Here is a 24,383-nt window from a genome sequence, read left to right as displayed (position 1 = left end):
AATCAATTATGCATCGGAGCGTTCAGGCTTTCCATCGACAAGCCGTGTAATGCCGAGCGGATTGCTCGCCTGCAGTTCTGCGGGGAGCAGTGCGTCTGGGAAGTTCTGGAAGCAGACCGGCTTGGCAAAGCGGTAGATGGCTTGCGTGCCGACGGATGTGAAGCGCGGGTCGGAGGTGGAGGGGTATGGGCCGCCGTGGACCATGGCGTGGGTGACTTCTACGCCGGTGGGGAAGCCGTTGATGAGGATGCGGCCTGCTTTCTGTTCGAGAATCTGGACTAGCTCGTGGTGGGCTATGAGGTCGTCTTCGTCGCCGAGGATGGTGGCGGTGAGGTGGCCGTCGAGGGAGCGGGCGGCGCGGAAATAGTCCGTGGTGGAGTCGCAGGAGACGAGCAGCGTGTCGGGGCCGAAGATTTCTTCGGCGAGGTGGGGTTGCGCGAGAAGGGCGTCGAGGCCGACGGTGAAGAGCTTGGATTCGGCCTGATGGGCGGCTTCGGCGACGGTGCCTGAGGCGGCGAGGGGGATTTGGCCGGAGCGGATGAGGGTGGCGCGTCCGTATTCGCGGGCGATTCCGGCGGTGAGCAGTGTGTAGGGCTGCGATTGCTCGACTAATGCTTTGAGTTCGACCAGAAATTCGGTGCCTTCCGGTGTGTCGGGCATGAGGACGATGCCGGGCTTGGTGCAGAACTGGCCCGCGCCGAGGGTGAAGCTGCCGAAGAGGCTTTTGGCGAGCTCGATGGGGCCTTTGCGGAGGGCGCTGGGGAGGACGAAGACCGGGTTGCCGCTGGACATTTCTGTAAAGCAGGGGATGGGCTGCGGGCGGGCGGCGGCGAGGTCCATGAGGGCGCGGCCTGCGCGGAGCGAGCCGGTGAAGGCTATGGCTTTGATTTCAGGATGCTGGACGAGGGCTGTGCCGATTTGGATGCCGGAGTCGAAGAGCAGGGTGAAGACGCCGGGGTGGAGGGATTCGGCGGCTGCGGCCTCTGTGATGATGGCTGCGGCCAGCTCGCTGGCTCCGGGGTGGGCAGGATGCGCCTTGACGACTACCGGGCAGCCTGCGGCGAGGGCGGAGGCGGTGTCTCCGCCGGCGACGGAGAAGGCGAAGGGGAAGTTGCTGGCTCCGAAGACGGCAACGGGACCTAGCGGGCGCAGCATGGAGCGCAGGTCAGGGCGCGGCAGGGGCTTGCGGTCGGGCAGCGCAGGGTCGATGCGGGCGTTGACCCAGGAGCCTTCTTCTACGACGGAGGCGAAGAGGCGCAACTGGCCGGAGGTGCGAGCGACTTCTCCCAGCAGGCGCGGCGTGACGGGGAGCGCGGTTTCGAGGTTGGCACGTTCGGCGAGGGATTGGGCGTGCTTATCGAAGCCGTCGGCGATGCGGCGCAGGAAGGCGGCTTTGGCCTTGCCGGGGAGCTGGCTATAGCTGGGGAAGGCTTCGGCGGCTAGTTCTACGGCTGCGTTTAGCTCGGCTGTGGTTGCTGAGTGGTAAACGGGCGGAATAGCGGTGCCGGTTTGCGGGTTGACCGCTTCAAATGTCGAGTTGGCGTGCGAGCCGCGATGTGCGCCGAGAAAGGAAAGGCCTTTGAGTTCCATGACTAGGCCATTCTGACACACAGCGCGGCTGCTATGCTTTGCTGCGCGCTTTCGCCAGGACTTGCAGGTAGGCTTCCGCCGCGCCGGTAATGATTTCGGGTTTGCCTTCATCGATGGCGGCTAGGTTGACGAGGTCGCTGCCTACGCCGAGGGCTTTGGCTCCGGCTTCGAGGAAGCTGGCTGCTGTGTGCAGTGTTACGCCGCCGGTGGGGATTAGCTTGAGGAACGGGAATGGCGCGAGCAGGGACTTGAGATAGGGTGCGCCGCCCATCGCGGAGCAGGGGAAGATTTTTACGTAGTCCGCGCCGGCGCGGTAGGCGGTGAGGACTTCGGTTGGCGTGAGCGCGCCAGGGACGGAGAGCTTGCCGAGTGCCTTGGTGGCGACGATGACCTCTGTGTGCAGGCTGGGGCTTACGATGAATTCGGCTCCTGCGGCGATGGTGTCTTCGACCTCCTGCGCGGTGGTGACGGTGCCTGCGCCGAGGAGAACCGTGTCGCCGTACTCCTGCTTGAGGGTTTTGAGGAGATCGACTGCGCCGGGGACGGTCATGGTGACTTCTACGACTTTGACGCCGCCTTTCATCATGGCTTGTACGACGGCGTGGGCTTGTTTTTCGCTTTTGGCGCGGAGGACGGGGATGAGGCCTGCGGATTCGAGGAGCTCTGCGGTGGTGGACATTGCGCTTTCCCTCAGGGGCTAAAGCCCCTGTTATTGGTTAATGTGCTTTCTGTGCGGGCTAAAGCCCGTACCCTTCTGAACGAATCAGGCGTGCGCTCTTTTCTTTATCTCGCGATGCGGGCGCTGCCGCCTTTCATGGCGCGCTCGACTTCGGATAGGGTGGCCATGCTGGTGTCGCCGGGGGTAGTCATGGCGAGTGCTCCGTGGGCTACGCCGCATGCGACCGCCCACTCGGCTCCTTTACCTGCGAGGAGGCCGTAGAGCAGGCCTGAGGCAAAGCTGTCGCCGCCGCCTACGCGGTCGTAGATTTCGATATCGCGCTGGGGGACGTGGATGATTTTGTCTTCATAGAGTGCGATGGCTCCCCATGCGTTGACGGTGGCTGTTTTTGCGGTTCGTAGGGTGCTGGCTATGAGCTTCAGGTTGGGGTAGAGGCTGGCTACTTCGCGCAGCATCTCTTCGTAGGAGTGGACGGGGAGTTCGGCGAAGTCTTCGGAGACACCTTTGAGATGCACGCCGAGCATGGCGGAGAAGTCTTCTTCGTTACCGAGCAGGATGTCTACTTTTTTTACAAGATCTCGGTTCACTTCCTGTGCCTTGGCTTTGCCGCCGATGGCCTTCCAGAGGGAGTCGCGGTAGTTGAGATCGAAGGAGACGATGGTTCCGGCGGCCTGTGCCGCGGTCATGGCTTCGGCTGCGACCTCTGCCGTGGAGGCCGAGAGGGCGGCGAAGATTCCGCCGGTGTGAAAGGCGCGTGCGCCGTTTTCGGAGCCGAAGATTGTGGGCCAGTCGAAGTCTCCTGACTTGACCTGGCTGATGGCGGTGTGGCCGCGATCGGATGTTCCGGCGGCGGCGCGGATGCCGAAGCCGCGTTCGGTGAAGTTGAGGCCGTTGCGGACGGCGCGGCCTACGCCGTCGTAGGGGGTCCATTTGAGCAGGGAGGCATCGACGCCGCCTTGGAGGATAAAGTCTTCGACGAGGCGGCCTACGGAGTTTTCCGCGAGAGCGGTGGCGATGGCGGTGCGCAGTCCGAAGCAGCGGCGAAGGCCACGGGCTACGTTGTATTCGCCGCCGCCTTCCCAGGCTGTGAACTGGCGCGCGGTGTGCACGCGGACGGGGCCGGGGTCGAGGCGGAGCATGACTTCACCGAGGGAGAGTGCGTCCCAGCGGCGCTGGGCGGGGATTTGAATGGGGTCCATAAGAAAAGCCTTTTAGTGGTACGGGAACAATGTAACGCAGCGAGCGGCGGAACGTATACGACTTGAGACCTAGAGGAACGAGACCGCGGTGGGGCCTATCTTGTAAAGTTGCGGGTTAGAGGATGCGAGGCGCAATGACGAAGAGCCTGTTCGATTTGAGTGGCAGAACGGCTGTGGTGATTGGCGGAACGACCGGGTTGGGCTATGCGATTGCGATTGGGCTGGCAGAGGCCGGCGCGGACGTGGTGGCGACTTCGCGGCGCGCGGAGCAGGCGGCGCAGGTTACGGCCGAGATTGAGGCGCTGGGAAGGAAGACGCTGCCTGTTACGAGCGATGTGATGGACCGTGCGTCGCTTGTTGCGCTGCATGATGCGGTGATTGCGGCATTTGGCAAGGTGGATGTTTTGGTCAATGCGCAGGGCGTGACGCACAAGTCTCCTACGCTGGAGGAGAGCGAGGCGGAGTGGGCGCGTGTGATGGAAACGAATCTGACGGGTACGCTGCGGAGTTGCCAGGTGTTTGCGCCGGGCATGGTGAAGGCCGGCTATGGGCGGATTATCAATATTGCTTCGCTGAGTACGTTTGCGGGATTCAAGGAAGTGGCCGCTTATAGCGCGAGCAAGGCGGGGATTGGTTCGCTGACGCAGGTGCTGGCGATTGAACTGGCGAAGAGCGGCGTGAATGTGAATGCGATTGCTCCGGGGGGTTTTCCTACTCCGCTGAATAAGGCGATTGTGGAAGGTACAGCGCGAGGTGCGGAGCTGAAGATGCGTACGCCGATGGGGCGGTTTGGCGAGGCGCATGAGGTGGCGGGAACTGCGGTGTATCTTGCTTCCGATGCGGCTTCGTTTGTGACGGGGGAGATTATTGCGGTGGATGGCGGGTTTCTGGCTAGCGCTGTTAATCAGTAGTCAAGGATTCAACCGATGAAGATTACAAATGCGTATGTAAACATCACGTCGCCGGGGCGGAATTTTGTCACGCTTAAGGTGGAGACCGATGAGGGCATCTATGGGTTGGGCGATGGCACGCTCAACGGGCGTGAGTTGGCTGTGGCGAGTTATCTTACCGACCACGTGATTCCTTGCATCCTTGGGCGTGATCCGTTTCAGACGGAAGATATCTGGCAGTATCTCTATCGCGGGCCGTACTGGCGGCGCGGGCTGGTCACCATGTCGGCGATTGCGGCTGTGGATGTGGCGCTGTGGGATATCAAGGGTAAGGCGCTGAATACCCCGGTCTACAACCTGCTTGGCGGCAAGAGCCGCGATGGTGTGATGGTTTACTGTCATGCTTTTGGCAAGGATGTGGAGGCTGCGCTCGACGATGTTGCGAAGCACCAGGAGCAGGGATACAAGGCGATCCGCGTGCAGAGCGGTGTTGCGGGGCTGAAGAGCACGTATGGCGTGTCGAAAGGTGGAGGCCGCTATGAGCCTGCAGAGCGTGGTTTGCCTTCGGAGTATGAATGGGCTACGGAGCCTTATCTGCGCTCTACGCCGAAGCTCTTTGAAAAGGTGAGAGAGAAGTTTGGTGAGGAGTTGCACCTGTTGCATGATTGCCATCATCGCTTGACGCCGATTGAAGCGGCGCGGCTGGGCAAGGAGTTGGAGCCTTATCATCTTTTCTGGATGGAAGACCCTACGCCTGCGGAGTTGCAGGAGGGGTTCAAGGTGATTCGCGAGCACACGACCACTCCGATTGCTGTGGGTGAGGTTTTTAGCTCGTTGTGGGATGCGCATGACCTTATCCGCAACCAGTGGATTGATTACATTCGCGCAACGGTGGTGCATGCGGGCGGGCTGACGCATTTGAAGAAGCTTGCGGATTTTGCGGAGTTGTATCACGTGCGTACAGGGTGTCATGGGGCAACGGATCTTTCGCCTGTGACGATGGCGGCGGCACTGCATTTTGGGGTAGCGGTGCATAACTTCGGCATTCAGGAACACATGCCGCATTCGGAAGAGATGGAGTCGGTGTTTCCGCATGCGTATGCGTATGCGGATGGATACATGCACCCAGGGGAGAAGCCGGGTCTTGGTGTTGATCTTGATGAAGCGCTTGCGGCGAAGTATCCGTATCAGCGTGCATATCTGCCGGTGAATCGCAAATTGGATGGGACTTTAACGGACTGGTAAGGATTGGCCGTACATGCGGCGTTTAGAACAAACTTTCAGATAGTACGTGGAGAATGGAATGACTCAATCGCGCAAATTGCGTTATGCACTTATCGGGGGCGGTGCTGGTGCTTTTATCGGTCCTGTTCACAGAATTGCAGCGGAGCTTGATAGCCGCGCGGAAATTGTTGCCGGAGCTTTTTCGTCTTCGCCGGAGAAATCGCGTGCGGCTGCTGTTAGCTACAAGATCGATCCGGCACGCGCCTATGCGACGTGGCAGGAGCTTATTGCTGCGGAAAAGCAGAGGCCTGATGGTATTGACTTCCTTATTATTGCGACGCCGAACCATCTGCATTTGCCTGTTGCGAAAGCCGCGCTTGAAGCGGGGATTCCTGTTGTCAGCGATAAGCCTGCTACTGCTACTTATGACGAAGCGTTGGAACTTGAAAAGGTTGTTGCCAATGCGGGCTTGCCTTATGCGCTAACGCATACGTACGCAGGGTATGCGCTTATCCGCGAGGCGCGCGCTATTTGTGCTTCTGGTGTTCTCGGCAACATTCGCAAGGTTGCTGTTGATTATCTGCAGGGGTGGCTCAGCGGGGAGACCGAAGCGACCGGCAACAAGCAGGCCGAGTGGCGCGTGGATCCTGCAAAGAACGGTCCTGGTGGGTCGATTGGCGACATTGGAACACATGCTTTTCATCTTGTTGAATATGTCACTGGGCTTGAGTTCACGGCGCTGAATGCTACGCTGCGCAGCGTTATTCCTACGCGCAAGGTGGATGATGATTGCACGGCGCTCTTTAAGCTCAACAATGGGGCGCAGGGAACTCTTCTTGTTTCGCAGATTGCCACAGGGGAAGGTAATAATCCACGTTTGCGCGTCTATGGCGATAAGGCTAGCTTGCATTGGGAGCAGGAAGACCCAAACAACCTTATTCTTCGCACGCCGGGCCGGCCTGTGCAGACTTATCGTGCTTCTGAGGGGTATCTAAGTTCTGATGCTCTTGCTGCGGCTCGTACGCCTAGCGGGCATCCTGAAGGGTATCTTGAAGCCTTTGCGGTGTTGTATCGCGAGTTTGCTGACTGGTTGGAAGCGTGGAAGCTGGACAAGTCTGTGCAGTCTCCGCCTACTCTGCCGGGTATCAAGGCAGGCGTGCGTGGAATGCGATTTATTGAGCGGTGCATCACCAGCAATGCTAGCGGGACGTGGGTTGAGTTTTAAATTGCAGCGTTGGATTCGGACGGCATGAAATTCTCGAACATCTTGCGCCCATCTCTAGGTGTGATTGCCGTGCTGCTCACTTTTTGTTGTTGCGATGCGTTCATCGGTGTGTGGCTTACCCCTAAGGGGTGGTCCCACAGCTCAGTGACACGAGATTTGGTGTTTAATGTTGCCGTAGATATAGTGTGCATTGTTGCTGGAATAAGCTGCGTACGTCTTGCTAAAAGGTGCTTTGTCAGAAGAGATTCCAGCAAAGCACTTTAATAAGTTTTGTGGGAGATTTCTAGTATGAAGACGATTAAGGGGCCGGGAATTTTTCTTGCGCAGTTTGCTGGGGATGCTGCACCGTTCAATACGCTTGCTGATATCTCCACATGGGCTGCGAAGCTTGGCTTTGTTGGGGTGCAGATTCCTACGTGGGACAAGCGCTTTATCGACTTGCAGCGTGCCGCTGAAAGGCAGGACTATGCCGATGAGATTCTTGGCACGGTTCGTTCGGCAGGGCTGGAAGTTACGGAGCTATCGACGCATCTGCAAGGGCAGCTTGTGGCAACGCATCCGGCTTATGACACCATGTATGCGGACTTCGCTCCTGCGGGGCTCGATGCAAAGAGTCGCCAGTCATGGGCCGTGCAGCAGTTGCACTGGGCAGCCAAAGCCAGCTGGCGCATGGGGCTTACGGCGCATGCTACATTTTCCGGCGCGTTGGCTTGGCCGTTTTTTTATCCGTGGCCACAGCGGCCTGCTGGACTGGTAGAAGAGGCCTTTGCAGAACTGGGCCGCCGCTGGTTGCCGATTCTCAATGCGTTTGATGAAGTGGGTGTGGATGCCTGCTTTGAGCTGCATCCGGGGGAAGACCTGCATGATGGTGCTACGTTTGAGCGCTTTCTGGAAGAAGTGGAAGGACACAAGCGCGCGAATATTCTCTACGACCCTAGCCATTATGTGCTGCAGCAGGCGGATTATCTGGGATTCATCGATCTGTATCACGAGCGCATTCGTGCCTTCCATGTGAAGGACGCGGAGTATAACGCTACAGCGAAGTCGGGTGTTTATGGCAGCTATCTTCCGTGGATCAACAGACCGGGACGCTTTCGTTCACTGGGCGACGGGCAGGTTGATTTTGGCGGAATCTTTTCTAAGATGGCGCAGTATGACTATCCCGGCTGGGCGGTGATGGAGTGGGAGTGTGCGATCAAGCATCCTGAGCAGGGAGCTGCGGAAGGTGCGCCGTTTATCAAGAGGCACATTCTTCGCGTGACGGAGAAGGCCTTTGACGATTTTGTTGGCGCGGGCACTGACAGGGAAAGGAACCGCCGCATTCTCGGGCTCGATTGAAGAATTTAGAATTGAACCAATATGAACATTTTGCAGTTGGATGGTCAGCCGCTGAGTCTGGCGGAGATTGAAGAAGTTGCATCGGCTAACCGGCGTGTGGCAGTTGCAGATGCGGCGTTGGGGCGAATGAAAGCGGGCCGTGCACAGATTGAGCAGATTCTGGCAACGGGGCAGACGGTCTATGGCGTGAACACCGGCTTTGGCAAGCTGGCGGATGTACGCGTTGCGCCGGATAAGCTGGCGCAACTGCAAACGAACCTTGTGCGCAGCCATGCGGGTGGGGTGGGGAAGCCGCTGTCTGAGGCTGAGGTACGCGCTATGCTGCTGCTGCGTGCCAATGTGCTTGCGAAGGGGTTCAGTGGTAATAGGCCGGAAGTGGTGGAGCTGCTTGTCGGCATGCTGAATGCTGGCGTGCATCCGGTGGTGCCGGAACGCGGCTCTGTGGGCGCAAGTGGCGATCTGGCTCCGCTAGCGCATTTGGCGTTGGTTGTGATTGGTGAGGGCGAGGCTTTCTATCAATGCGAGCGGATTGCCGGCGCGGATGCAATGCAGCGTGCGGGGTTGAAGCCGATTGCGCTTGCGGCAAAAGAAGGTTTGGCCGTGCTGAATGGCACGCAGGCGATGACGGCTGTGGGTGCGCTGGCAGTGGCGCGTGCGCAGCGGTTGGTTCGGCTGGCGGATGTTGCTGGAGCGTTGTCACTGGAAGCGTTGATGGGAACTCCTGCGGCGTTTGATCCACGGATTCATGCGGCTCGCCCGCATGCGGGTCAGATTGCTTCAGCGAAGCATTTGCTGCAACTGCTGGAGGGGTCGGAAATTCGCGAATCGCATCGCGTGGGGGATACTCGCGTGCAGGATGCGTATTGTCTGCGCTGTATGCCGCAGGTGCATGGCGCGGTGCGTGGGGTGCTGGATCATGTTTCTGGAGTGCTGGAAACTGAGGCTGGTTCTGCAACTGACAATCCGTTGATTTTTCCGGATGGTTCGTCGCTGGAAGAGAGCATCATTTCTGGTGGCAACTTTCATGGTGCTCCGCTTTCGTATGCGTTTGATTATGCGGCGGCGGCGATTACGGATCTGGCGAGCATTACGGAGCGGCGCATTGACCGCTTGTTGAATCCGGATATCAATGAAGGCTTGCCTGCATTTCTTGCGCAGGACCCCGGTATCTCTTCCGGCTTTATGATGGCTCAGATTGTTTCCGCTGCGTTGATTAACGAGTGCCAGGTGCTTGCAGCGCCTTCGTCTACGGGAAGTATTCCGACGGATGGCGGCAAGGAAGACCATGTTTCGATGGGCATGACGGGTGCGCTGAAGCTGCGGCGCATTGTGGAGAATGCTGAGCGCGTGATTGGCGTTGAGTTGATGTGCGGTGCGCAGGCGCTTGAGTTCCGCAGGCCGCTTAAGTCCAGCGCGCCTGTGGAGGGTGCGTATGCGGCAGTGCGCGCTGTGGTGACGAGCCTGAAGGAAGACCGCGTGCTGTCTGGCGATATGGAAGCGATGGCGCTGGCTGTGCGCAATGGCGCGTTTGCGGAGTGGTCTGAGTAGATGTGCTCGTAAATTGAACGCCCCGCACCCAATCGAGATGCGGGGCGTTTTTATTTTGCGGCTTTGACTGCTTCGATGAGTGCGGGGACAACTTCAAATAAATCGCCGACGATGCCGTAGTCCGCGACTTCAAAGATAGGTGCGTCGGGGTCTTTGTTGATGGCTACGATGCACTGTGAGCCTTTCATTCCGACAAGGTGCTGGATGGCTCCGGAGATGCCGACGGCGAGGTAAAGCTTTGGTGCAACGGTCTGACCGCTTGAGCCAACCTGGCGCTCCATGGGAAGCCAGCCGTTGTCGCAGATGGGGCGTGAAGCTGCCAACTCTGCGCCGAGTGCTTGTGCCAGCTCTTCAACGATGGGCAGATTATCTGCTTCTTTGATGCCTCGGCCTACGCTGACGATGAGGGGAGCGGAGGACAGGTCTATTGTTTGTTCGGCGGCGCGAAAGGGTGTGCCGGGTTTGGTGCGGATTTGTGCAGCGTCAATGGTTGGCGTGAATGTGGTGACTTGTGCTGCACCGGATTCGAGGGCATCGGCACGGAAAGCGCCTGCCTGTACGGAGAGGAAGCATGGGCCTGAGCTGGTGTGCTTGTAGATGCCATTCAAGCGGCCCTGCATAAGTTGGCGAGTAAACGTGGGGCCATCGCTGATTGCTGTTACATCGCCGATGAGGACTTGATTCATGCGTGCGGCGAGTGCGGGGGCGTAGTCACGCACTTGATAGGTGTGCGGGAAGATGACGTATGCAGGCTGCTGCGAAGTTAGAAACTGGTGTAATGCAATCGTCCAGCCGTCTGGTGTGTATTGCGCCAGCAAGGGGTGCTCGATGCGTGTGGCGGCGACGACGGACTTTGTCGCTGCTTCGAAGGCAAGTGCTTCTGTTGCTGCTCCGAGCACAACTGCGTGTATGGTCAGCGAGGTTTGTGTGGCGAGCGAGTGCGCTGCGGCAAGTGCTTCCCGGCTTGCTCTGCTTATGTGAGTGTTGCTCTCTTCGAGGATTACAAAAATACTCATATCACTCGCACCTCGAATTTGAGTTTTTCTACGAGGGCTGCTGCGGCTTCTTGTGCGTTACCGGGCAGGATTTGTGTGGATCGTTGTTTGCTGGGTAATGCGATTTGTTCGAGCGTGACTGTTGGGGATGCAGCGGGTGCAAGCTCGGTGGCGTTGAGTACGCGCATCTCCCTGGTCTTGGCTTTTTTGATGCCCATGAGTGTGGCGTAGCGAAGTTTGTTGCCGCCGGATTGGATGGTGAGGACGGCGGGTATGGGTAGTTCGATTTCCTGGAACCAGCCAGATTCCAGTTCGCGTTTTACCTTGAGGCCCGCATCGGTTTTTTCTACGTGCAGGATGAGCGACGCATGCGGAAGGTTGAGCAGTTCGGCGAGGATTACGCCGGTTTGTCCGAGGCCAAGGTCTTCTGATTGCAGGCCAGTGAGGATGAGGTCGGGTGACTCGGGCTTGAGGGCTTCGGCGATGAGTCTGGCCACGCCGAGGGCATCGCGTTCTCCGAGGTTGTCGGCTGTGATGTGGATGGCACGGTCTGCGCCTTTGGCGAGCGCTTCGCGAATTGTGGTTCCGACGCGCTCAGGGCCAGCAGAGAGTACGATGACTTCGCCGCCATGAGATTCTTTCAGGCGCAGAGCTTCTTCCAGCGCATAGGCGTCGGGTTCGTTCATCGTCCACTGCAGATCGGATTCATCTATCCACTTGCCTGCGGCATCGATGTGCACGGGAGCATCGCGGTCTGGTACTTGTTTGATGGCCACTACGATCTTCATGCGGTATGGTTCCTCATGGATTATTTTGAACCGGCAGGGCGCGTGCGACTAACTGCGCTATGTCGAGTAATTGAGGGGAAGGTGCTTCGCTGGCGGCTAGCGCGTCGCGGAACATGGTGTTACAGAAGGGGCAGGCTGTGCCTACGGTTGTTGCGCCGGTGGCGACAAGTTCCTGTGCACGGATATGGCTGACACGTTCGCCGGATTCTTCTCCGAGAAAGGCGAGGCCGCCACCGGCTCCGCAGCAGAAGCTGCGCTCCTTGTGGCGTGGGGCTTCGAGTAGTGTGCCTGTTATCTGTACAAGCTGGCGTGGTTCGTCGTAGACGTTGCGATAGCGGCCCAGATAGCAGGGATCATGATAGACGATCTTCTCTTTGTCTTGAGCTTGCGGTAGCTTGTCTGCGAAACGGGACATAAACTCGCTGTGATGTTCCACTTCAGGGGGCGTGCCGTATGCGGCCCAGTCTGACTGAATGGTGCGGACACAGTGCGGGCAGATGGCAACGATTTTTTTGACTTTGTTCTGGGCCAGGGTTTCCAGGTTGGTTTCAGCCAGTTGTTGAAAGACGAGGTCGTTGCCTAGGCGGCGAACTGGGTCACCGGTGCACTTTTCCTTTTTCAGTACACCGTAGCTTGTACCCAGATGATTCATGACCTGGGCGAAGGCTGCGATGATTTCGCGGCCTTTGGGATCATAGCCGCCCATGCAGCCAAGCCACAGGCAGTATTCCTGCGTGCCGTCGAAGATGGGGAAGGCTTCTTTTTGAATGAACTTGTCGCGTTCCAGTGCGGAGATGCCAAGTACGTTGCTGCCACGCTCAAGCTGGTTGAAGAGCTTGCTGCCGTAATCGTCTTCCCATGTGCCGGTGTTGACTGCGCCGCGGCGCAGGCCGACGATGATGGGCAGATGTTCGATGCCGACGGGGCATTGGAACTCGCATGCGCCGCAGGTGGTGCATTGAAAGATGGCTTCCTGCGAGTTGTATTTGCCTAGCAGTGGTTCTTCTGTTGCGGGGCCGATTGCGTTGAGATAGGAACGTAATCCGAGAATGACTTCTTTGGGGTTGAGAGCTTTGCCGGTGTTTGCAGCGGGGCAGTGCTCGGTGCAGCGGCCACACTCTACGCAGGAGTACGCTTGCAGGCTGACGATTTGTGTGAGGTCCTGCCCGGCGACGAGGCCGAAGTCTTCGTCATCTGCAAGCGGAGGAATGTCACTGAAGTTGCCGCGAGAGAGAAAGACGGTTACGGGGCTCAGCAGCAGGTGCAGATGCTTGGTATGCGGAATGAGCGGGAGAAAGATGAGCAGAGCGAGGGTGTGAAGCCACCAGACAGTGTGTGCTGCGAAGGACTCCTCTGTCGTGAAGAAGGCGGCTAGATAAGTCACCATCAGCGCGAAGATCAGGAATGCGATGAAGCCGGATTCGTAAGAAAGCTTTTTGCCGAGCCACTGCGGGCGGATAAGAAAGCGCCGTATGAAGAGTCCTGCGATGCTGACTGCGCATGTGAGCGCGAATGCTGCTGCGAGATAGAAATAGAGGCGTCCGAACCAGCCTTCCGGATCGAGGAAACCAACGCCAAGGCCTACGGCGCAGTGATTCAGTGTGACGAGTGCGAAGGCGAGGAAGCTCCAGAAGACAAAGGCATGCGCTAGGCCGGGGAGCGGGCGCTGTGCAATGACTTTTGATTGGCAGAGAACTTCTGAGAAGAACTCCCATATGCGTTTGCCGATGGGCGCAAGGTGGAAGCTGGGGTCCTTCTTTGATTGCCAGATTTTTCTTGCGATGGGGCCAAAGCTCTGCCAGAAAAATGCGCAACTGGTCAGAGCGAACGCAAGAAAGAGGAGCTTTTCATGGAGCGAAAACTGTTGCGGCTCGGCCAGAGTGGCGTGGAAGGAGACCATAAGCGTTCGCAACCACGATACAAGAAAGAACAGGGAGTAGGGAATAGGGGGTAGGGAGTAGGAAACAGCAGATGAGGAGGGGCTGGGGTTGAGAGATTTTCCCCACATCCCCCAACGGCGGGGGATGTGGGAGGTGGAGTTAGCTGCGCACGATTTTGGGCGAGTCGATGCCCTTGGTTGCGTTGCGCGTGTCAACTACCAGCCTGGACTGCTCCACGATGGATTTGTAGTCGTAGTTGGTGTGGTCTGTCACGATTAGCACCGCGTCGTATTGGTCGAGGTTTTCCAGCGGCGTGTTGGTCATGTCGAGGGCGTAATGCCGGCCATGGCCAACGGTGGGGAAGTACGGATCGTTATACGAAACGATGGCGCCTTTTTCCCGTAGCAGTTCGATGATGGTGAGCGAAGGGGATTCGCGAAGGTCATCGATGTCGCGCTTGTAAGCCAGTCCGAGAACGAGAATCTTTGAGCCCTTGATGGACTTGCTGTGCTCGTTGAGCGCGTTGGCGGTCTGCTCGATGACGAAGTACGGCATGTTGGTGTTGACTTCGCCGGCCAGCTCAATGAAGCGTGTGCGGAAGTCGTATTCCTTTGCCTTCCATGAGAGATAGAAGGGGTCAATCGGAATGCAGTGTCCGCCGAGCCCGGGGCCCGGATAAAAGGCCTGGAAGCCAAACGGCTTGGTCTTGGCCGCATCAATCACTTCATGAATATCAATCCCCATGCGCATGCAGAGCTGCTTGAGCTCGTTTACCAGCGCGATGTTTACGCAGCGATAGATGTTTTCGAGCAGCTTGGTCATCTCTGCCGCGGCGGGGCTTGAAACCGGAACTACGCGGCGGAAGATGGTGCCATAGAGGGCGGAGGCCAGCTCAACCGCAGCGGGGCCGCAGCCGCCAACTACCTTGGGAATATCATGACGGGCGACCGCGGTGTTGCCGGGGTCCTCACGCTCGGGAGAAAACGCAACATGCACGCCGGAGTTGCCTTCGGCACAGGCCACCTTCAGGCCAAGCGGATTGCCCTTTTCAAGTAGCGGCACCATGACGTCTTCTGTCGTGCCGGGATAGGTGGTGCTTTCCAGGATAATCAACTGGTTTTCGTGAATGTAGGGCGCGATGGACTCGACTGTGCCTGTCACATAGCTCAGGTCGGGCTCGTGATACTCATTCAGCGGCGTGGGAACGCAGATGATGATGGCGTCCATCTCGGCTATCTGCGAGTAATCCGATGTGGCGTGGAAGCCGGACTTCTGCGCTTCCTGAATCTCTGCCGGGAGAATGCGGACAATGTAGGAGCCGCCGGCGTTAAGTTTTTCGACCTTATCGGCGGCAATGTCGAAGCCGGTTACGCGAAAGCGCTCGCCGCTGAAGAGCAGCGCCAGCGGCAATCCCACATAGCCCATTCCTACAATTCCCACGCGGGCTTCGCGGGATTGAATGCGTTGTTTTACGTCTGCCAAAGTGCTTGCAACTGCTGTAGCCATATCTACTTTGATTCTAAAACCCTGGGCAAAGGTGCATATAAGGGAAAGATAGAGAAGCGAAAGATGCTCCAGTAAAATAGAGATATTCTCCACCCAAGCAAAATTGCGGTGGCAGCCCCGGTGAAGGAGGGGGAAGTAGAGCCTTGGCTAAATATCTGGTAACGGGTGCTGCAGGATTTATTGGACGTTCCATTGCGGCTGCGCTGCTGGCGCGCGGTGAAACGGTGCGCGGGGTGGACAGCTTTATTACGGGTAAGCGTTCGAACCTTGTCGGCCTTGAAAAGATGGAATTCATCGAAGGCGACCTGACCGATCCGGCTGTGTGCGTAAAGGCCACGCAGGGCGTGGAGATTGTCTTTCATGAGGCTGCACTGGCATCCGTGCCGCGCTCGGTGGCGGACCCTGTTTCTACCAATCAGAATTGCGTGGACGCTACGCTGAATGTGCTGGTTGCGGCTAAGGACGCGGGGGTTCGGCGCGTGGTCTATGCCGGGTCTTCTTCGGCCTATGGCGATACTCCCACTTTGCCGAAGCATGAGCGGATGATTCCTGACCCGATTTCACCGTATGCCGTGGCCAAGCTCGCCGGTGAGCACTATATGCGCTCATTCAGCAGGGTTTATGGGCTGGAAACGGTGGTGCTTCGCTACTTCAATGTTTTTGGTCCGCACCAGGACCCTACTTCGCACTACTCCGGCGTGCTGGCGATATTTTGCCGCAGAATGCTGGCTGGTGAGCAGCCGACGATCTTCGGTGACGGCGAGCAGAGCCGCGATTTTACCTATATCGATAACGTGGTCCACGCCAACCTGTTGGCTGCCGCGGCACCGGCTGAAAAAGTTTCTGGCCAGGTAATGAACACAGCGACGGGTTCTCGTATTACTCTGAATGCAACCTTCCGTATTTTGCAAGAACTGACCGGCTATGCCGGAGAAGTGGCCTATGCCGCGCCGCGAGCAGGGGATATCCGCGACTCGCTGGCCGACATTTCGCTTGCAGAAGAACGGTTGGGCTACAAGCCGCAGGTGGATTTTCGCGAAGGACTGCGGCGGACGGTGGAGTGGTACAAGGCCGGCGGCGGAAACGAGTAAGCCTGTTACGCCAGCCGGATGGCGCTGATGAGTGCGGTGAAGCTCACGGTGAGGAACTTGAGTTGCAGCTGTAGCCGCACTGGCGGTTGCGGATATTTTTCCCAGTCTGCTGAAGAACTCATTGGCTTGAGGTTTTTCAGCGTTGCCCGAATTCTCTCATCCGCAGGATGCGCCGGAGCATCACGCGCAGCATGGAGCCTTGCCGACAGGCGCTTCTGCCGGTTCGTTCACTTCGTTTGCCTCTCTATGGCAGACGCTGCGAGCGCGGCGGTGGTTTGTTCTTGGCGTGATTGGCGGCTTGCTGCTGCTGTGCCTGCTGTATTGCCTGATTGCTCCCAATCAATATGAGGCAAAGGCGCGGGTGGTTCTGCGCATTATGCAGGGGCCTTCGATGGGGCTCGATGGTGGCTCGAGTAGTATTCCTTCCGGTTCCGGCGGGGCGATTCTGGGCCTTGCGGAGATTGAGACAATTGCGAATGTGTTTCGCAGCGATCGTCTTGCATGGCATGTAATTCTTGACCATAAACTCTATAGCAATCCTGATTTCAATGGTTCCTTTGTGCGCCGCTTTCCGGAGTTCAAGCCGGAAGCTCCCAATCCGGCTGCGCAGGAATATCTATTGAAGCGCTTTGCCTGGCGTTTGCATGTCAGTACCGTTCCGCGCACGCTGCTGGTGGAAATTCGCTTTCGCACAAAGAATGCCGCGCTTTCTGCCGAAGTGGTAAATGCACTCATTCAGGGCTTTAACCAGGACGAGTCTTCCATGCGCGTAAATGAGACGCGTGCGGCAACGGAATATCTCAATGGGCAACTTGTGCTTTTGAAAGCACAGGCCGAGGCAAAAGAGCGCGAGATGGAAGCTTTCAAGCGCGAGAATGGCGTGATGGTTGCTCCGGGAGCGCGGGCTGGCGGGCAGGCGCAGGGGCTTCCGCAACTTGTGGAAGCGGATGAGATTGCGCGTGAGCTTGCTGTTGCCGCTGCCGAGCGTGTTTTGCGTGAGGCGCGTTATAAGGCTGCCGGTGAGGGGAATCCTGAACTGGTGCTTGACTCAGACTCGCCCATGCTGGCAGATGACGGAAGCATGGAGATTGCGGTATTCAAGCAGATCCAGGCAAAGCGGGGGGATCTGCAGCAGGAGCTTGCGCAACTGACGCTGGAGCACGGGCCAAACTATAGCCGTGTTGTGGAAGTTCGCAGGCAGTTGCAAGACCTGGATGGGCAACTGAAATCGGAGCGCGGGAACCTGCTTGAAATGATGCGCCGCAGTGTGGAAACGTCCCGCGAGCGCGAGACAATGCTGCGCGCAAGACTGGATGAGAAGACAAGCGAAGGTGAGAAAGCAACGGATGCAGCGGGGCGTTATGAGGCTATGGCCTTAGAGGCTGGTGCTCTGCAGGAGATGTACATCCGTATTCAAGGCAAGCTGCGGGAAGCGGGCCTTGATGCCAACATTCATCCGCCTGATATATGGGTTGTGGACCCGCCGATTGTTCCGTCCAAGCCTGCTGCGCCGGACCCGCTGCTCTATATGGCCATCACGCTCTTTGTCGCCATATGGGTGGCGTTGGGAGGTGCGCTGATGATGGAGTCTATCCATCCGCGTGCGCTGCGTAATGTGGCAGTGGTGATGCTCTTATCGTTAGCGGTTGTGGCTGCACACGCACAAGCGCCAATTCCAAATACACAGGGGCTTCCAACCGGCGTTACAAAGGTGGTTACGCCGGAGCAGCAAAGAAATGTTCCCGATCCGCGAACCTCGCCGCAAGTGTGGAGTGGCGCAGGCCCTCTTGCCGCGGGCTTGCAGGATTCGGGTGTTGGAGTAGCGATGCCGCCTGCGCAGCTTTCGTCCGGCGATCTTTTGGACGTGAGTGAGTTTCACGCTCCGGAGTTTCATTCCTCGGTGCGCGTCTCGGAGGCCGGAACAGTAGTGCTGCCGATGATTGGCGAAATCAAGCTTGCTGGGTTGGATGAGGCTGGAGCTTCGCGAGCCATTGCGTCGGCACTGGTGGAGAAGGGATTTTTGCTGCACCCGCAGGTTTTCGTACTTGTTACGCAAGCCGTTGGGCAGGACGTAAGCGTGCTCGGCGAAGTGGCTCGTCCTGGCGTCTATCCATTCACGGTGCATCATAGGCTGCTTGACCTGATTGCAGTGGCTTCTGGAACCAGTCCGACTGCGGGTGGAGTGGTAGGCATCTTTCATCGCGAGGATCCCAAAACTCCGCATATTGTTTCTCTGCATGCAGATGCTAGTGGTGCAGAGGATGACCATAATCCGGAACTCGAGCCGGGCGATATTGTGCAGGTGAATCGCGCAGGATTTATCTATGTTGTTGGCGGAGTGATGCGCCCCGGCGGCTTTGCCATGGACCCGCAACAGAAGCTCACCGTTCTGCAGGCACTTTCTCTTGCATGGGGGCCGTCGCAGAGTGCGGCTACGCAGAAAGCTGTGTTGATTCGCGAACAGCAGGGCGGCGCGCGGCTTGTCACAGCGCTTAATCTTAAACGCATGCTTCACGGAGAGGACCCGGATCAACCACTGCGTGAGCGCGACATCCTATTTGTGCCTGACTCCCTGGCCAAGAGTATCTGGAATCACTCCCTTGAGGCGGCGATTCAATCGGCTGCAGGCGTAAGCCTCTACGCAGGTATGGTCTACTCGGAGAGGTTCTAGCGCAATGCGAAAACTGGCGAGGGCAATGCTTGTTCTGCTGGTTTTCACTATCCCGTGGGAGGGGTCGCTGGATTTTGGCGAGCCTGTAGGGACAATCGCACGCATTGTTGGTGTTCTTCTGCTTCTGCTTACAATTCCAGCTGTGCTGCAAGCGGGCAGCATGCGCACGCCGGGAGCTTTGCAAATCCTTGTCACGGTCTATTACTCATGGATTTGCTGCTCGCTGTTCTGGAGCATTGATAGCGGTGCTACGCTTGACCGCATGCGCGGCAGTTTCCAGGTCATCATGATCGTCTGGCTGCTATGGGAACTGGCCGAAACTCCGCAAGACCTGCGTAATTTGTTGCGAGCTTATGTCGCAGGCGCGTGGGTGCTATGCGCTCTGACTATCGCCAACTTTTCTTCGGCAACGTCCACGCTGGCGGCTGTAGATCAAGCGCGTTTTGTTGCGGAAGGCCAGGACCCGAATGATGTGGCGCGCTTCCTTGATCTCGGATTGCCTCTGGCTGGGCTTCTTTACGATGGCGAGGCAACATGGTGGGGAAAATTGCTTACTCTTGGCTATCTTCCTATAGGAATGCTCAGCGTACTTCTTACGGCTTCACGCGGTGGATTTGCCGGAGCATTCCTGGCGCTTGGTGGTGTTGCGCTCATGCTCCTGCGCCGTAATCCTATAAGGCAAAGGATTGCTACAGTATGTGTGCCTGTTGTGGTTGCGGCGTTTGTCACTCTTGTTCCAATGGAAACACTGCAGCGGCTGGCTACGCTTTCTCAACAGCTTCAGGGGGGGGACTTAAATCAACGCGTGAATATCTGGATTGCTGCGTGGCATACTTTGCCGCAGCGTCCGTTCTTCGGTGCCGGCGCCGGTGCATTCGTTTCTGCGGCTGGGCTATCGCACATCGATACCGCGCACAACACCATGCTTTCGCTGGTGATTGAGGGGGGCATCATTGCGCTCCTGATTGCCGGAATGATTGTGGCTACCAGCATGCGCAATATCTTTTACATGCAGGGACCGCTGCGCATTGGTCTTGGAACCGCACTGCTTACATTGCTTGTTTCTACGCTCGATGCAACGGTAGAAGGGAATCGCAGTACATGGTTCCTGTTTGCCTTGATAGCCTTCGCCTCGCGTCTTGCATCCGTCCAGCCAGTGGCTCTTGCACAATGTTTTCCTGCGCCCGTTGCTTTTGCACGCCACAACCTTTTGCCGGAGACAGCGAACTGATCCCATGACAGCAAGGCTGGCATTTTGGAGACAGGCATCCGAGCACAGCCGCGTAGCTCGTGCGATGACAAGCGTGGCTATGGCTGGGGGTGTTGTAAAGCTCATCGCTGTGCTTAAGGAGTTTGTAGCTGCTGGTATTTACGGACGTTCCGATGCAATGGATGCTTTTCTTGTTGCGTTCCTGATCCCGAACCTGCTTATCAACTTGTTTGCGGAGTCCATGAACCAGGCTTTGATTCCGACGCTGGTTAGGGTACGTCTTCACGAAGGCATGGAACGCGCCAATCAGCTTTTTGCTGGATCGATGCAGCGTCTTTCTGTGCTGCTGTTTCTATCCATGATTACAATGGCAGCGCTTGCGCCTGCTGTTTTTCCGCTGCTCGCATCCAACTTTGCGGGGCCAAAGCTCTCATATGCTATTCATCTATTCTTAGCTCTCTTGCCTGTTGTACTTCTCGTGGGATTGGCGAGCAACTGTGCAGCGGTGCTCAACACCGTGCAGCATTTCACCATGCCTGCGTTGGCAAACGCGCTTATCCCTTTCGCTACTATTGTGTGTGCGCTGCTTTTGCATAGATGGCTCGGCATCTGGGCGATGGTCTTCGGCACGCTGCTTGGTGCGGTGGCACAGGCTATGCTGATGGCATGGATGCTGCGTCGCGCAGGCTATTCTTTTTGCCTGCAAAGAGGCAAAGCAACAGATGCTTCACACGAGGTTACTCGACAATACGGGCCTATTCTTCTCAGTTCGGTTGTAGCTTCCGGTGGCCTGTTTGCCGACCAGGCAATGGCCGCCATGCTGCCTACTGGAAGCGTATCCGCACTCGTGTATGCAGGGCGTTTTGTCAGCGTCGTTGTTACTCTCTTTGCCGGGGCGCTATCCTCCGCACTTACTCCGCATTTCGCAACGTTGGTAGCAAGGCAGGACTTCGCTGGTTGCCGCAGCAGTCTGCGATATTGGGCGCTCATCACGGCCATTCTCTCGATCCCGATCGCGTTGATACTTATTGCCGGGGCACCTTTGCTCGTACGTTTGACACTGCAACATGGTGCATTCACGCAACACGATACAGCTATTGTTGCTCCCGTGCTGGCAATGTACGCGCTGCAGATTCCATTCTTTGCGGTGAGTCGCGTGCATTACCGATTCATCCTCGCAATGCGCCGTACAGACCTGATCTTCTACTGTGGTCTGCTCAATCTTGCGCTTGATATTGTGCTTAATTTTGCATTGATGCACTGGATGGGGCTTAAAGGCATTGCCCTTGCCACTTCTCTCTGGACAATCTCTACGCTTATTTTTCTTTGGTTCTGGTCGAAGAGGATTCTTGATACAGCTACGAGTGGAAACGTAGAGGAAGTGATTCGCGTGTATGCAGTAGAGGCGCAGGAGAATCCGTGAGAATGAGAAAGCTGACGCGACCCGCACAATACCTGCTTCGCATTGATGATGTGTGCCCAACAGTCCATCGCGAAAGCTGGATGCAGCTAGTGTCGCTTATTCAAGAACTGGGCATTCAGCCGATTCTTGCTGTTGTGCCGCGAAATGAAGATCCGCAGCTAAGGCATTCTCCGGATGATCCGCATGTGTGGGAGGAATTGCGCGTCATGCAAGCTGCTGGCGCAGCGATAGGCCTGCACGGATTGAATCACATCTGCTCAAACAGGGGAAGAAATTTGATTCCCCTGCATCACGAAGTCGAGTTTTCCGGGCGCTCTCTTGAACAACAACGAACCCGCTTGCGCACTGGAGTTAAAATCCTACGCGGCAAAGGTTTGGAACCACAATTATGGGTTGCGCCGCGCCATGGCTTCGATCGCAATACATTAAAGGCGCTTAAAGCGGAGGGAATCGAATGGCTTTCTGATGGCATGGCGCGAGTTCCGTTTGTGCGCGGAGGCGTGCGATGGATTCCGCAGCAACTATGGAGCCCGATGAGTAAAGATGCGGGTGTGTGGACGATCTGTCTGCATCCGGGGCCGGCATTACTTGACCAGTTAAAGGAGATTCGAGCTTTTCTTGTCGAAAATTGTGCGCAGTTCACATCTTTCGACCGCATCCGCAACGAGTTCCGTGTTGCAAGGCTCGATGCAGGGGAGTGGCTTTATGAAGCGATAGCTATGTCGCGCTTGCGTCTGCATCACGCTTGGAAGCGTCGCTTCCCGTTGCTTCGTACCTAGTCGCGCTAACGGAATTGTTTTTCTACGCGGGTGCTTGTTGCTTTTGCAAAAGCTCGTTGTAAAGATCCTCCCACTGATCCAGAACTGCTGTGAGACTGAAATTCTCTTTTATGTGTTGTCGCGATTCCAACCCAATATGTTCTCTCGCTGTAATGGGTAATTGCATCACTGAAAGCATGGCATTCTGCAGGGAATGAAAATCTCCAACATCTGCCAGAGCATTTGTACGATACGGCGGCAGAATCTCCGCAGCGCCTGCAACGGCAGTAGAGACAACAGGCAAAGCGCAGGCACATGCTTCAAGCAAGCTCATCGGTAGCCCTTCCCAACGTGACGACAGCACAAACGCATCTGCAGCCTGCATCCAGAGAATCATCTCCTCTACATAGCCCGGCATATGTACATGGTCTGCAATGCTAAGCGACTTAGCAAGTGACTCAAGCTCTATTTGCTGCGAGCCTTCTCCGGCAATCACGAGCCTTGCATGAACGGGCAGGCCCGCGAAGGCGCGCAGCAGTGTGGGAAAGTCTTTTACTTCTTCCAATCTTCCTGCAGCCAGCCAAAGAAATTCATCATGCAGACCAAGCCGTTTACGCATTGCGGCACGCGCGGCGGAATCTGGCTGCCAGTATTGTGCATCTATTCCGTTGGGAAGAACAATGAGCTTGTGGTGTGGAATTATCCCTGCATTCCTCCACGCATCTGCAGCGCGGTGGCTCACCACAGTAATTTTGTTTGTGAGCCAGTTACTTGCAAGATAGCCAATCTTACGCCCCAGTGTTCCTGTTCCCGCAGTGTGAACCGTATCAACAACTACGCATGCAGGAGCAAAGACACGCGACCATCGGGCCATCCACGTTGCATGAGGTAAATGTGCATGCAATATGGATGGCCTGTTGCTATGTAGCCATCGGTTCAGTGCGATCCATCCTCGCGGGTCGGCAAGCCCTTTTCGCATATGCAGGCTGAAGAAGCTTATGCTGTTCTCGCGGAGAGTGGATGCCTGTTCCTTGCCTGTTCCGGAGAGTGCGATTACTGTGACTTGCCAGCCGCGCTTCACCAATCCTTGTGCGAGCAGGAGCACCTGCCGCTCTGCTCCGCCGATGCGGTCGAGCGTGGGAATCAGCAGGGCTACATGGCTCATGTAGTTGCTCCCGCAAGCACTTCATCGATGAGTCTTTCATATCTTGCAAGCGCATTTGGGGCACGGAAGGGCTCTATCCACGCATGATGAAAGCGCTCTTGTGGCTGAAGCGAAGCCAGCGCTGTGCGCAATTCCTGTGCCAGCGCATCCGCGGAGATTTCTTGTGCAACCCATGTGCCGGACTGGCCTTGCAAGAGTGCAGCGATTCCGCCATAAGCCGGTGTCGCAATAATAGGCAAGCCTTCTATCGCTGCTTCCAGCATGGCATTCGGCATGCCTTCATGCCGCGACGCAAGAACAAAGGCACTGGCTTTTGTGAACCATCGACTGGGATGCTCAACGTAACCCGCGAAGTGAACCTGCACATCTATGCCCAACTCCCGGCTAAGCTGTTCCAGCTTCTTTTTTTCAGGGCCCTGGCCCAGAATTGCCAGGTCCGCCTTGGGAAAATGCACGAGCACTTGCTTGAAAGCCTTCAAAAGAATGTCGAATCCTTTCGCTGGGACAAGCCTTCCGACGGCAAGCAAATGCGGCCCTACGCCTTCCCATGGTGAGTCTAGGGCCTTCGACGCGGCGGCGCTTACAGCAACAGGATTTGGCAGAATGTGCAGTCTCCGCGTGGTGCCAAGCAGCGAACGCAGTTCTTCTGCCATGGTTTCACTCTGGCAAACGACTGCTGCTGCGTGAGGATAAAGAAGCCGGTACATCGTTCGTGTAATTGCACTGGTTTCGGCTGCATTCGACGTTAAACCATTTTGTCGAACAATGCAGCGTGTGCCGGCAGGGAACAGGGGGTGTAGCAGCAGCACTAGAAAGTTCAGATGAAAGATGCCCGAGAAGATGAGGTCCGGCTTTAACCGCCAGATGAGTTGAAGGAGCGGCACAATGGCTGCACGAACACGGCTGGCTCCCAGCGCGTGAACCGTAACGAATGCGGGCAGGGAGTTTGCAGGATGCGACCTTTGGGTTATGAGTCCAAGGTGTACATCATACTTAGAGGCAGAAAGCCCTTCGGCAAGGTGCGCAATTACGTGCTCGGCACCTCCTCCGCCAAGATGCGGAATGAGAAAAAGCACTCTCTTCCTGATTGTCATGGTATGCTGTTTCCAAAATACGAAAAAATAACCATGTTGCAAAGCGAATTCTGCTCTGAAGTCTGGGAGTAGCTTGCGTGTGCGAATTATTTTCCCTTGGATGTGCGCA

The 24,383-nt window shown here is 56.9% G+C and carries 19 protein-coding genes; 10 read left to right on the top strand and 9 right to left on the bottom strand.

Annotated elements, in window-relative coordinates; translation table 11 throughout:
- Positions 1-6 precede the first annotated feature (6 nt).
- From AC5S3R_RS05720 to AC5S3R_RS05710, 3 genes are all read right to left on the bottom strand, one after another.
- Positions 7-1,590, bottom strand: coding sequence for an aldehyde dehydrogenase (NADP(+)) (locus AC5S3R_RS05720; protein ID WP_494266049.1), 1,584 nt, complete (start codon positions 1,588-1,590; stop codon positions 7-9).
- Positions 1,591-1,621: 31 nt separating this feature from the next.
- A complete protein-coding gene (locus AC5S3R_RS05715; RefSeq protein ID WP_494266048.1) occupies positions 1,622-2,269 on the bottom strand; it encodes a bifunctional 4-hydroxy-2-oxoglutarate aldolase/2-dehydro-3-deoxy-phosphogluconate aldolase in 648 nt (215 codons plus the stop codon).
- A gap of 104 nt (positions 2,270-2,373) precedes the next feature.
- Positions 2,374-3,468: a sugar kinase gene (locus tag AC5S3R_RS05710; RefSeq protein WP_494266047.1), complete on the bottom strand. Its 1,095-nt coding sequence runs from the start codon at positions 3,466-3,468 to the stop codon at positions 2,374-2,376.
- 134 nt (positions 3,469-3,602) lie between these two features.
- Between AC5S3R_RS05710 and AC5S3R_RS05705 the strand changes: the two genes are divergently transcribed.
- The 5 genes from AC5S3R_RS05705 (at position 3,603) to hutH (ending at position 9,693) form a co-directional block, all read left to right on the top strand.
- Complete coding sequence (locus AC5S3R_RS05705; RefSeq protein ID WP_494266046.1) at positions 3,603-4,379, top strand: SDR family NAD(P)-dependent oxidoreductase; 777 nt, start codon at positions 3,603-3,605, stop codon at positions 4,377-4,379.
- A 15-nt stretch (positions 4,380-4,394) separates the two neighbouring features.
- Positions 4,395-5,603 (top strand): D-mannonate dehydratase ManD, encoded by a 1,209-nt coding sequence (gene manD, locus AC5S3R_RS05700; protein WP_494266045.1) that lies wholly within the window; start codon positions 4,395-4,397, stop codon positions 5,601-5,603.
- 58 nt (positions 5,604-5,661) lie between these two features.
- Positions 5,662-6,807 (top strand): Gfo/Idh/MocA family protein, encoded by a 1,146-nt coding sequence (locus tag AC5S3R_RS05695; RefSeq protein ID WP_494266044.1) that lies wholly within the window; start codon positions 5,662-5,664, stop codon positions 6,805-6,807.
- A 288-nt stretch (positions 6,808-7,095) separates the two neighbouring features.
- Positions 7,096-8,145 carry a sugar phosphate isomerase/epimerase family protein gene (locus AC5S3R_RS05690; protein ID WP_494266043.1) on the top strand — a complete coding sequence of 350 codons (1,050 nt, stop codon included), beginning with the start codon at positions 7,096-7,098 and terminating at the stop codon, positions 8,143-8,145.
- 21 nt (positions 8,146-8,166) lie between these two features.
- Positions 8,167-9,693: a histidine ammonia-lyase gene (gene hutH, locus AC5S3R_RS05685; RefSeq protein WP_494266042.1), complete on the top strand. Its 1,527-nt coding sequence runs from the start codon at positions 8,167-8,169 to the stop codon at positions 9,691-9,693.
- Positions 9,694-9,743: 50 nt separating this feature from the next.
- Here the strand turns inward: hutH and AC5S3R_RS05680 are convergent, their stop codons facing one another.
- The 4 genes from AC5S3R_RS05680 to AC5S3R_RS05665 form a co-directional block, all read right to left on the bottom strand.
- Positions 9,744-10,709: an electron transfer flavoprotein subunit alpha/FixB family protein gene (locus AC5S3R_RS05680; RefSeq protein WP_494266041.1), complete on the bottom strand. Its 966-nt coding sequence runs from the start codon at positions 10,707-10,709 to the stop codon at positions 9,744-9,746.
- Entirely contained in the window at positions 10,706-11,476 is a 771-nt protein-coding gene (locus AC5S3R_RS05675; protein WP_494266040.1) for an electron transfer flavoprotein subunit beta/FixA family protein, read from the bottom strand. Before AC5S3R_RS05675 ends, AC5S3R_RS05680 begins: the two co-directional genes overlap by 4 nt.
- Positions 11,477-11,489: 13 nt before the next feature.
- Positions 11,490-13,388, bottom strand: coding sequence for a (Fe-S)-binding protein (locus tag AC5S3R_RS05670; protein ID WP_494266039.1), 1,899 nt, complete (start codon positions 13,386-13,388; stop codon positions 11,490-11,492).
- Positions 13,389-13,515: 127 nt separating this feature from the next.
- Complete coding sequence (locus AC5S3R_RS05665; RefSeq protein WP_494266038.1) at positions 13,516-14,862, bottom strand: nucleotide sugar dehydrogenase; 1,347 nt, start codon at positions 14,860-14,862, stop codon at positions 13,516-13,518.
- Between the two features lie 143 nt (positions 14,863-15,005).
- On the opposite strand from AC5S3R_RS05665, the gene AC5S3R_RS05660 reads away from it, so the two are divergent.
- The 5 genes from AC5S3R_RS05660 to AC5S3R_RS05640 all read left to right on the top strand — a co-directional run bounded on the left by AC5S3R_RS05660 (position 15,006) and on the right by AC5S3R_RS05640 (position 22,036).
- The gene (locus AC5S3R_RS05660; protein ID WP_494266037.1) at positions 15,006-15,953 is read left to right on the top strand and encodes an SDR family oxidoreductase; all 948 of its coding nucleotides are present in this window, start codon (positions 15,006-15,008) and stop codon (positions 15,951-15,953) included.
- 142 nt (positions 15,954-16,095) lie between these two features.
- Positions 16,096-18,624 carry a polysaccharide biosynthesis/export family protein gene (locus tag AC5S3R_RS05655; protein ID WP_494266036.1) on the top strand — a complete coding sequence of 843 codons (2,529 nt, stop codon included), beginning with the start codon at positions 16,096-16,098 and terminating at the stop codon, positions 18,622-18,624.
- A gap of 4 nt (positions 18,625-18,628) precedes the next feature.
- Positions 18,629-19,855 carry an O-antigen ligase family protein gene (locus tag AC5S3R_RS05650; RefSeq protein ID WP_494266035.1) on the top strand — a complete coding sequence of 409 codons (1,227 nt, stop codon included), beginning with the start codon at positions 18,629-18,631 and terminating at the stop codon, positions 19,853-19,855.
- Between the two features lie 109 nt (positions 19,856-19,964).
- Positions 19,965-21,257, top strand: a complete 1,293-nt coding sequence (gene murJ / locus AC5S3R_RS05645) for a murein biosynthesis integral membrane protein MurJ (RefSeq protein WP_494266034.1) — start codon at positions 19,965-19,967, stop codon at positions 21,255-21,257.
- Positions 21,258-21,259: 2 nt separating this feature from the next.
- On the top strand, positions 21,260-22,036 hold the full coding sequence (locus tag AC5S3R_RS05640; protein ID WP_494266033.1) for a DUF2334 domain-containing protein: 777 nt from the start codon (positions 21,260-21,262) through the stop codon (positions 22,034-22,036).
- Positions 22,037-22,058: 22 nt separating this feature from the next.
- On the opposite strand, the gene AC5S3R_RS05635 is transcribed toward AC5S3R_RS05640, so the two are convergent.
- Positions 22,059-23,180 carry a glycosyltransferase gene (locus AC5S3R_RS05635; RefSeq protein WP_494266032.1) on the bottom strand — a complete coding sequence of 374 codons (1,122 nt, stop codon included), beginning with the start codon at positions 23,178-23,180 and terminating at the stop codon, positions 22,059-22,061.
- Positions 23,177-24,256, bottom strand: a complete 1,080-nt coding sequence (locus AC5S3R_RS05630; protein ID WP_494266031.1) for a glycosyltransferase — start codon at positions 24,254-24,256, stop codon at positions 23,177-23,179. Before AC5S3R_RS05630 ends, AC5S3R_RS05635 begins: the two co-directional genes overlap by 4 nt.
- Positions 24,257-24,383 lie beyond the last annotated feature (127 nt).

The organism is Occallatibacter sp. FHG110214_02 (genome assembly GCF_059115385.1).
This window is presented reverse-complemented; position numbering and strand designations above follow the sequence as displayed.

Coding starts and splice junctions, on each gene's coding strand:
- AC5S3R_RS05720 (WP_494266049.1), bottom strand. CDS start 1,590: ATGGAACTCAAAGGCCTTTCCTTTCTCGGCGCACATCGCGGCTCGCAC.
- AC5S3R_RS05705 (WP_494266046.1), top strand. CDS start 3,603: ATGACGAAGAGCCTGTTCGATTTGAGTGGCAGAACGGCTGTGGTGATT.
- AC5S3R_RS05665 (WP_494266038.1), bottom strand. CDS start 14,862: ATGGCTACAGCAGTTGCAAGCACTTTGGCAGACGTAAAACAACGCATT.
- AC5S3R_RS05690 (WP_494266043.1), top strand. CDS start 7,096: ATGAAGACGATTAAGGGGCCGGGAATTTTTCTTGCGCAGTTTGCTGGG.
- AC5S3R_RS05710 (WP_494266047.1), bottom strand. CDS start 3,468: ATGGACCCCATTCAAATCCCCGCCCAGCGCCGCTGGGACGCACTCTCC.
- AC5S3R_RS05715 (WP_494266048.1), bottom strand. CDS start 2,269: ATGTCCACCACCGCAGAGCTCCTCGAATCCGCAGGCCTCATCCCCGTC.
- AC5S3R_RS05635 (WP_494266032.1), bottom strand. CDS start 23,180: ATGAGCCATGTAGCCCTGCTGATTCCCACGCTCGACCGCATCGGCGGA.
- AC5S3R_RS05680 (WP_494266041.1), bottom strand. CDS start 10,709: ATGAGTATTTTTGTAATCCTCGAAGAGAGCAACACTCACATAAGCAGA.
- AC5S3R_RS05650 (WP_494266035.1), top strand. CDS start 18,629: ATGCGAAAACTGGCGAGGGCAATGCTTGTTCTGCTGGTTTTCACTATC.
- AC5S3R_RS05640 (WP_494266033.1), top strand. CDS start 21,260: ATGAGAAAGCTGACGCGACCCGCACAATACCTGCTTCGCATTGATGAT.
- manD (WP_494266045.1), top strand. CDS start 4,395: ATGAAGATTACAAATGCGTATGTAAACATCACGTCGCCGGGGCGGAAT.
- hutH (WP_494266042.1), top strand. CDS start 8,167: ATGAACATTTTGCAGTTGGATGGTCAGCCGCTGAGTCTGGCGGAGATT.
- AC5S3R_RS05675 (WP_494266040.1), bottom strand. CDS start 11,476: ATGAAGATCGTAGTGGCCATCAAACAAGTACCAGACCGCGATGCTCCC.
- AC5S3R_RS05695 (WP_494266044.1), top strand. CDS start 5,662: ATGACTCAATCGCGCAAATTGCGTTATGCACTTATCGGGGGCGGTGCT.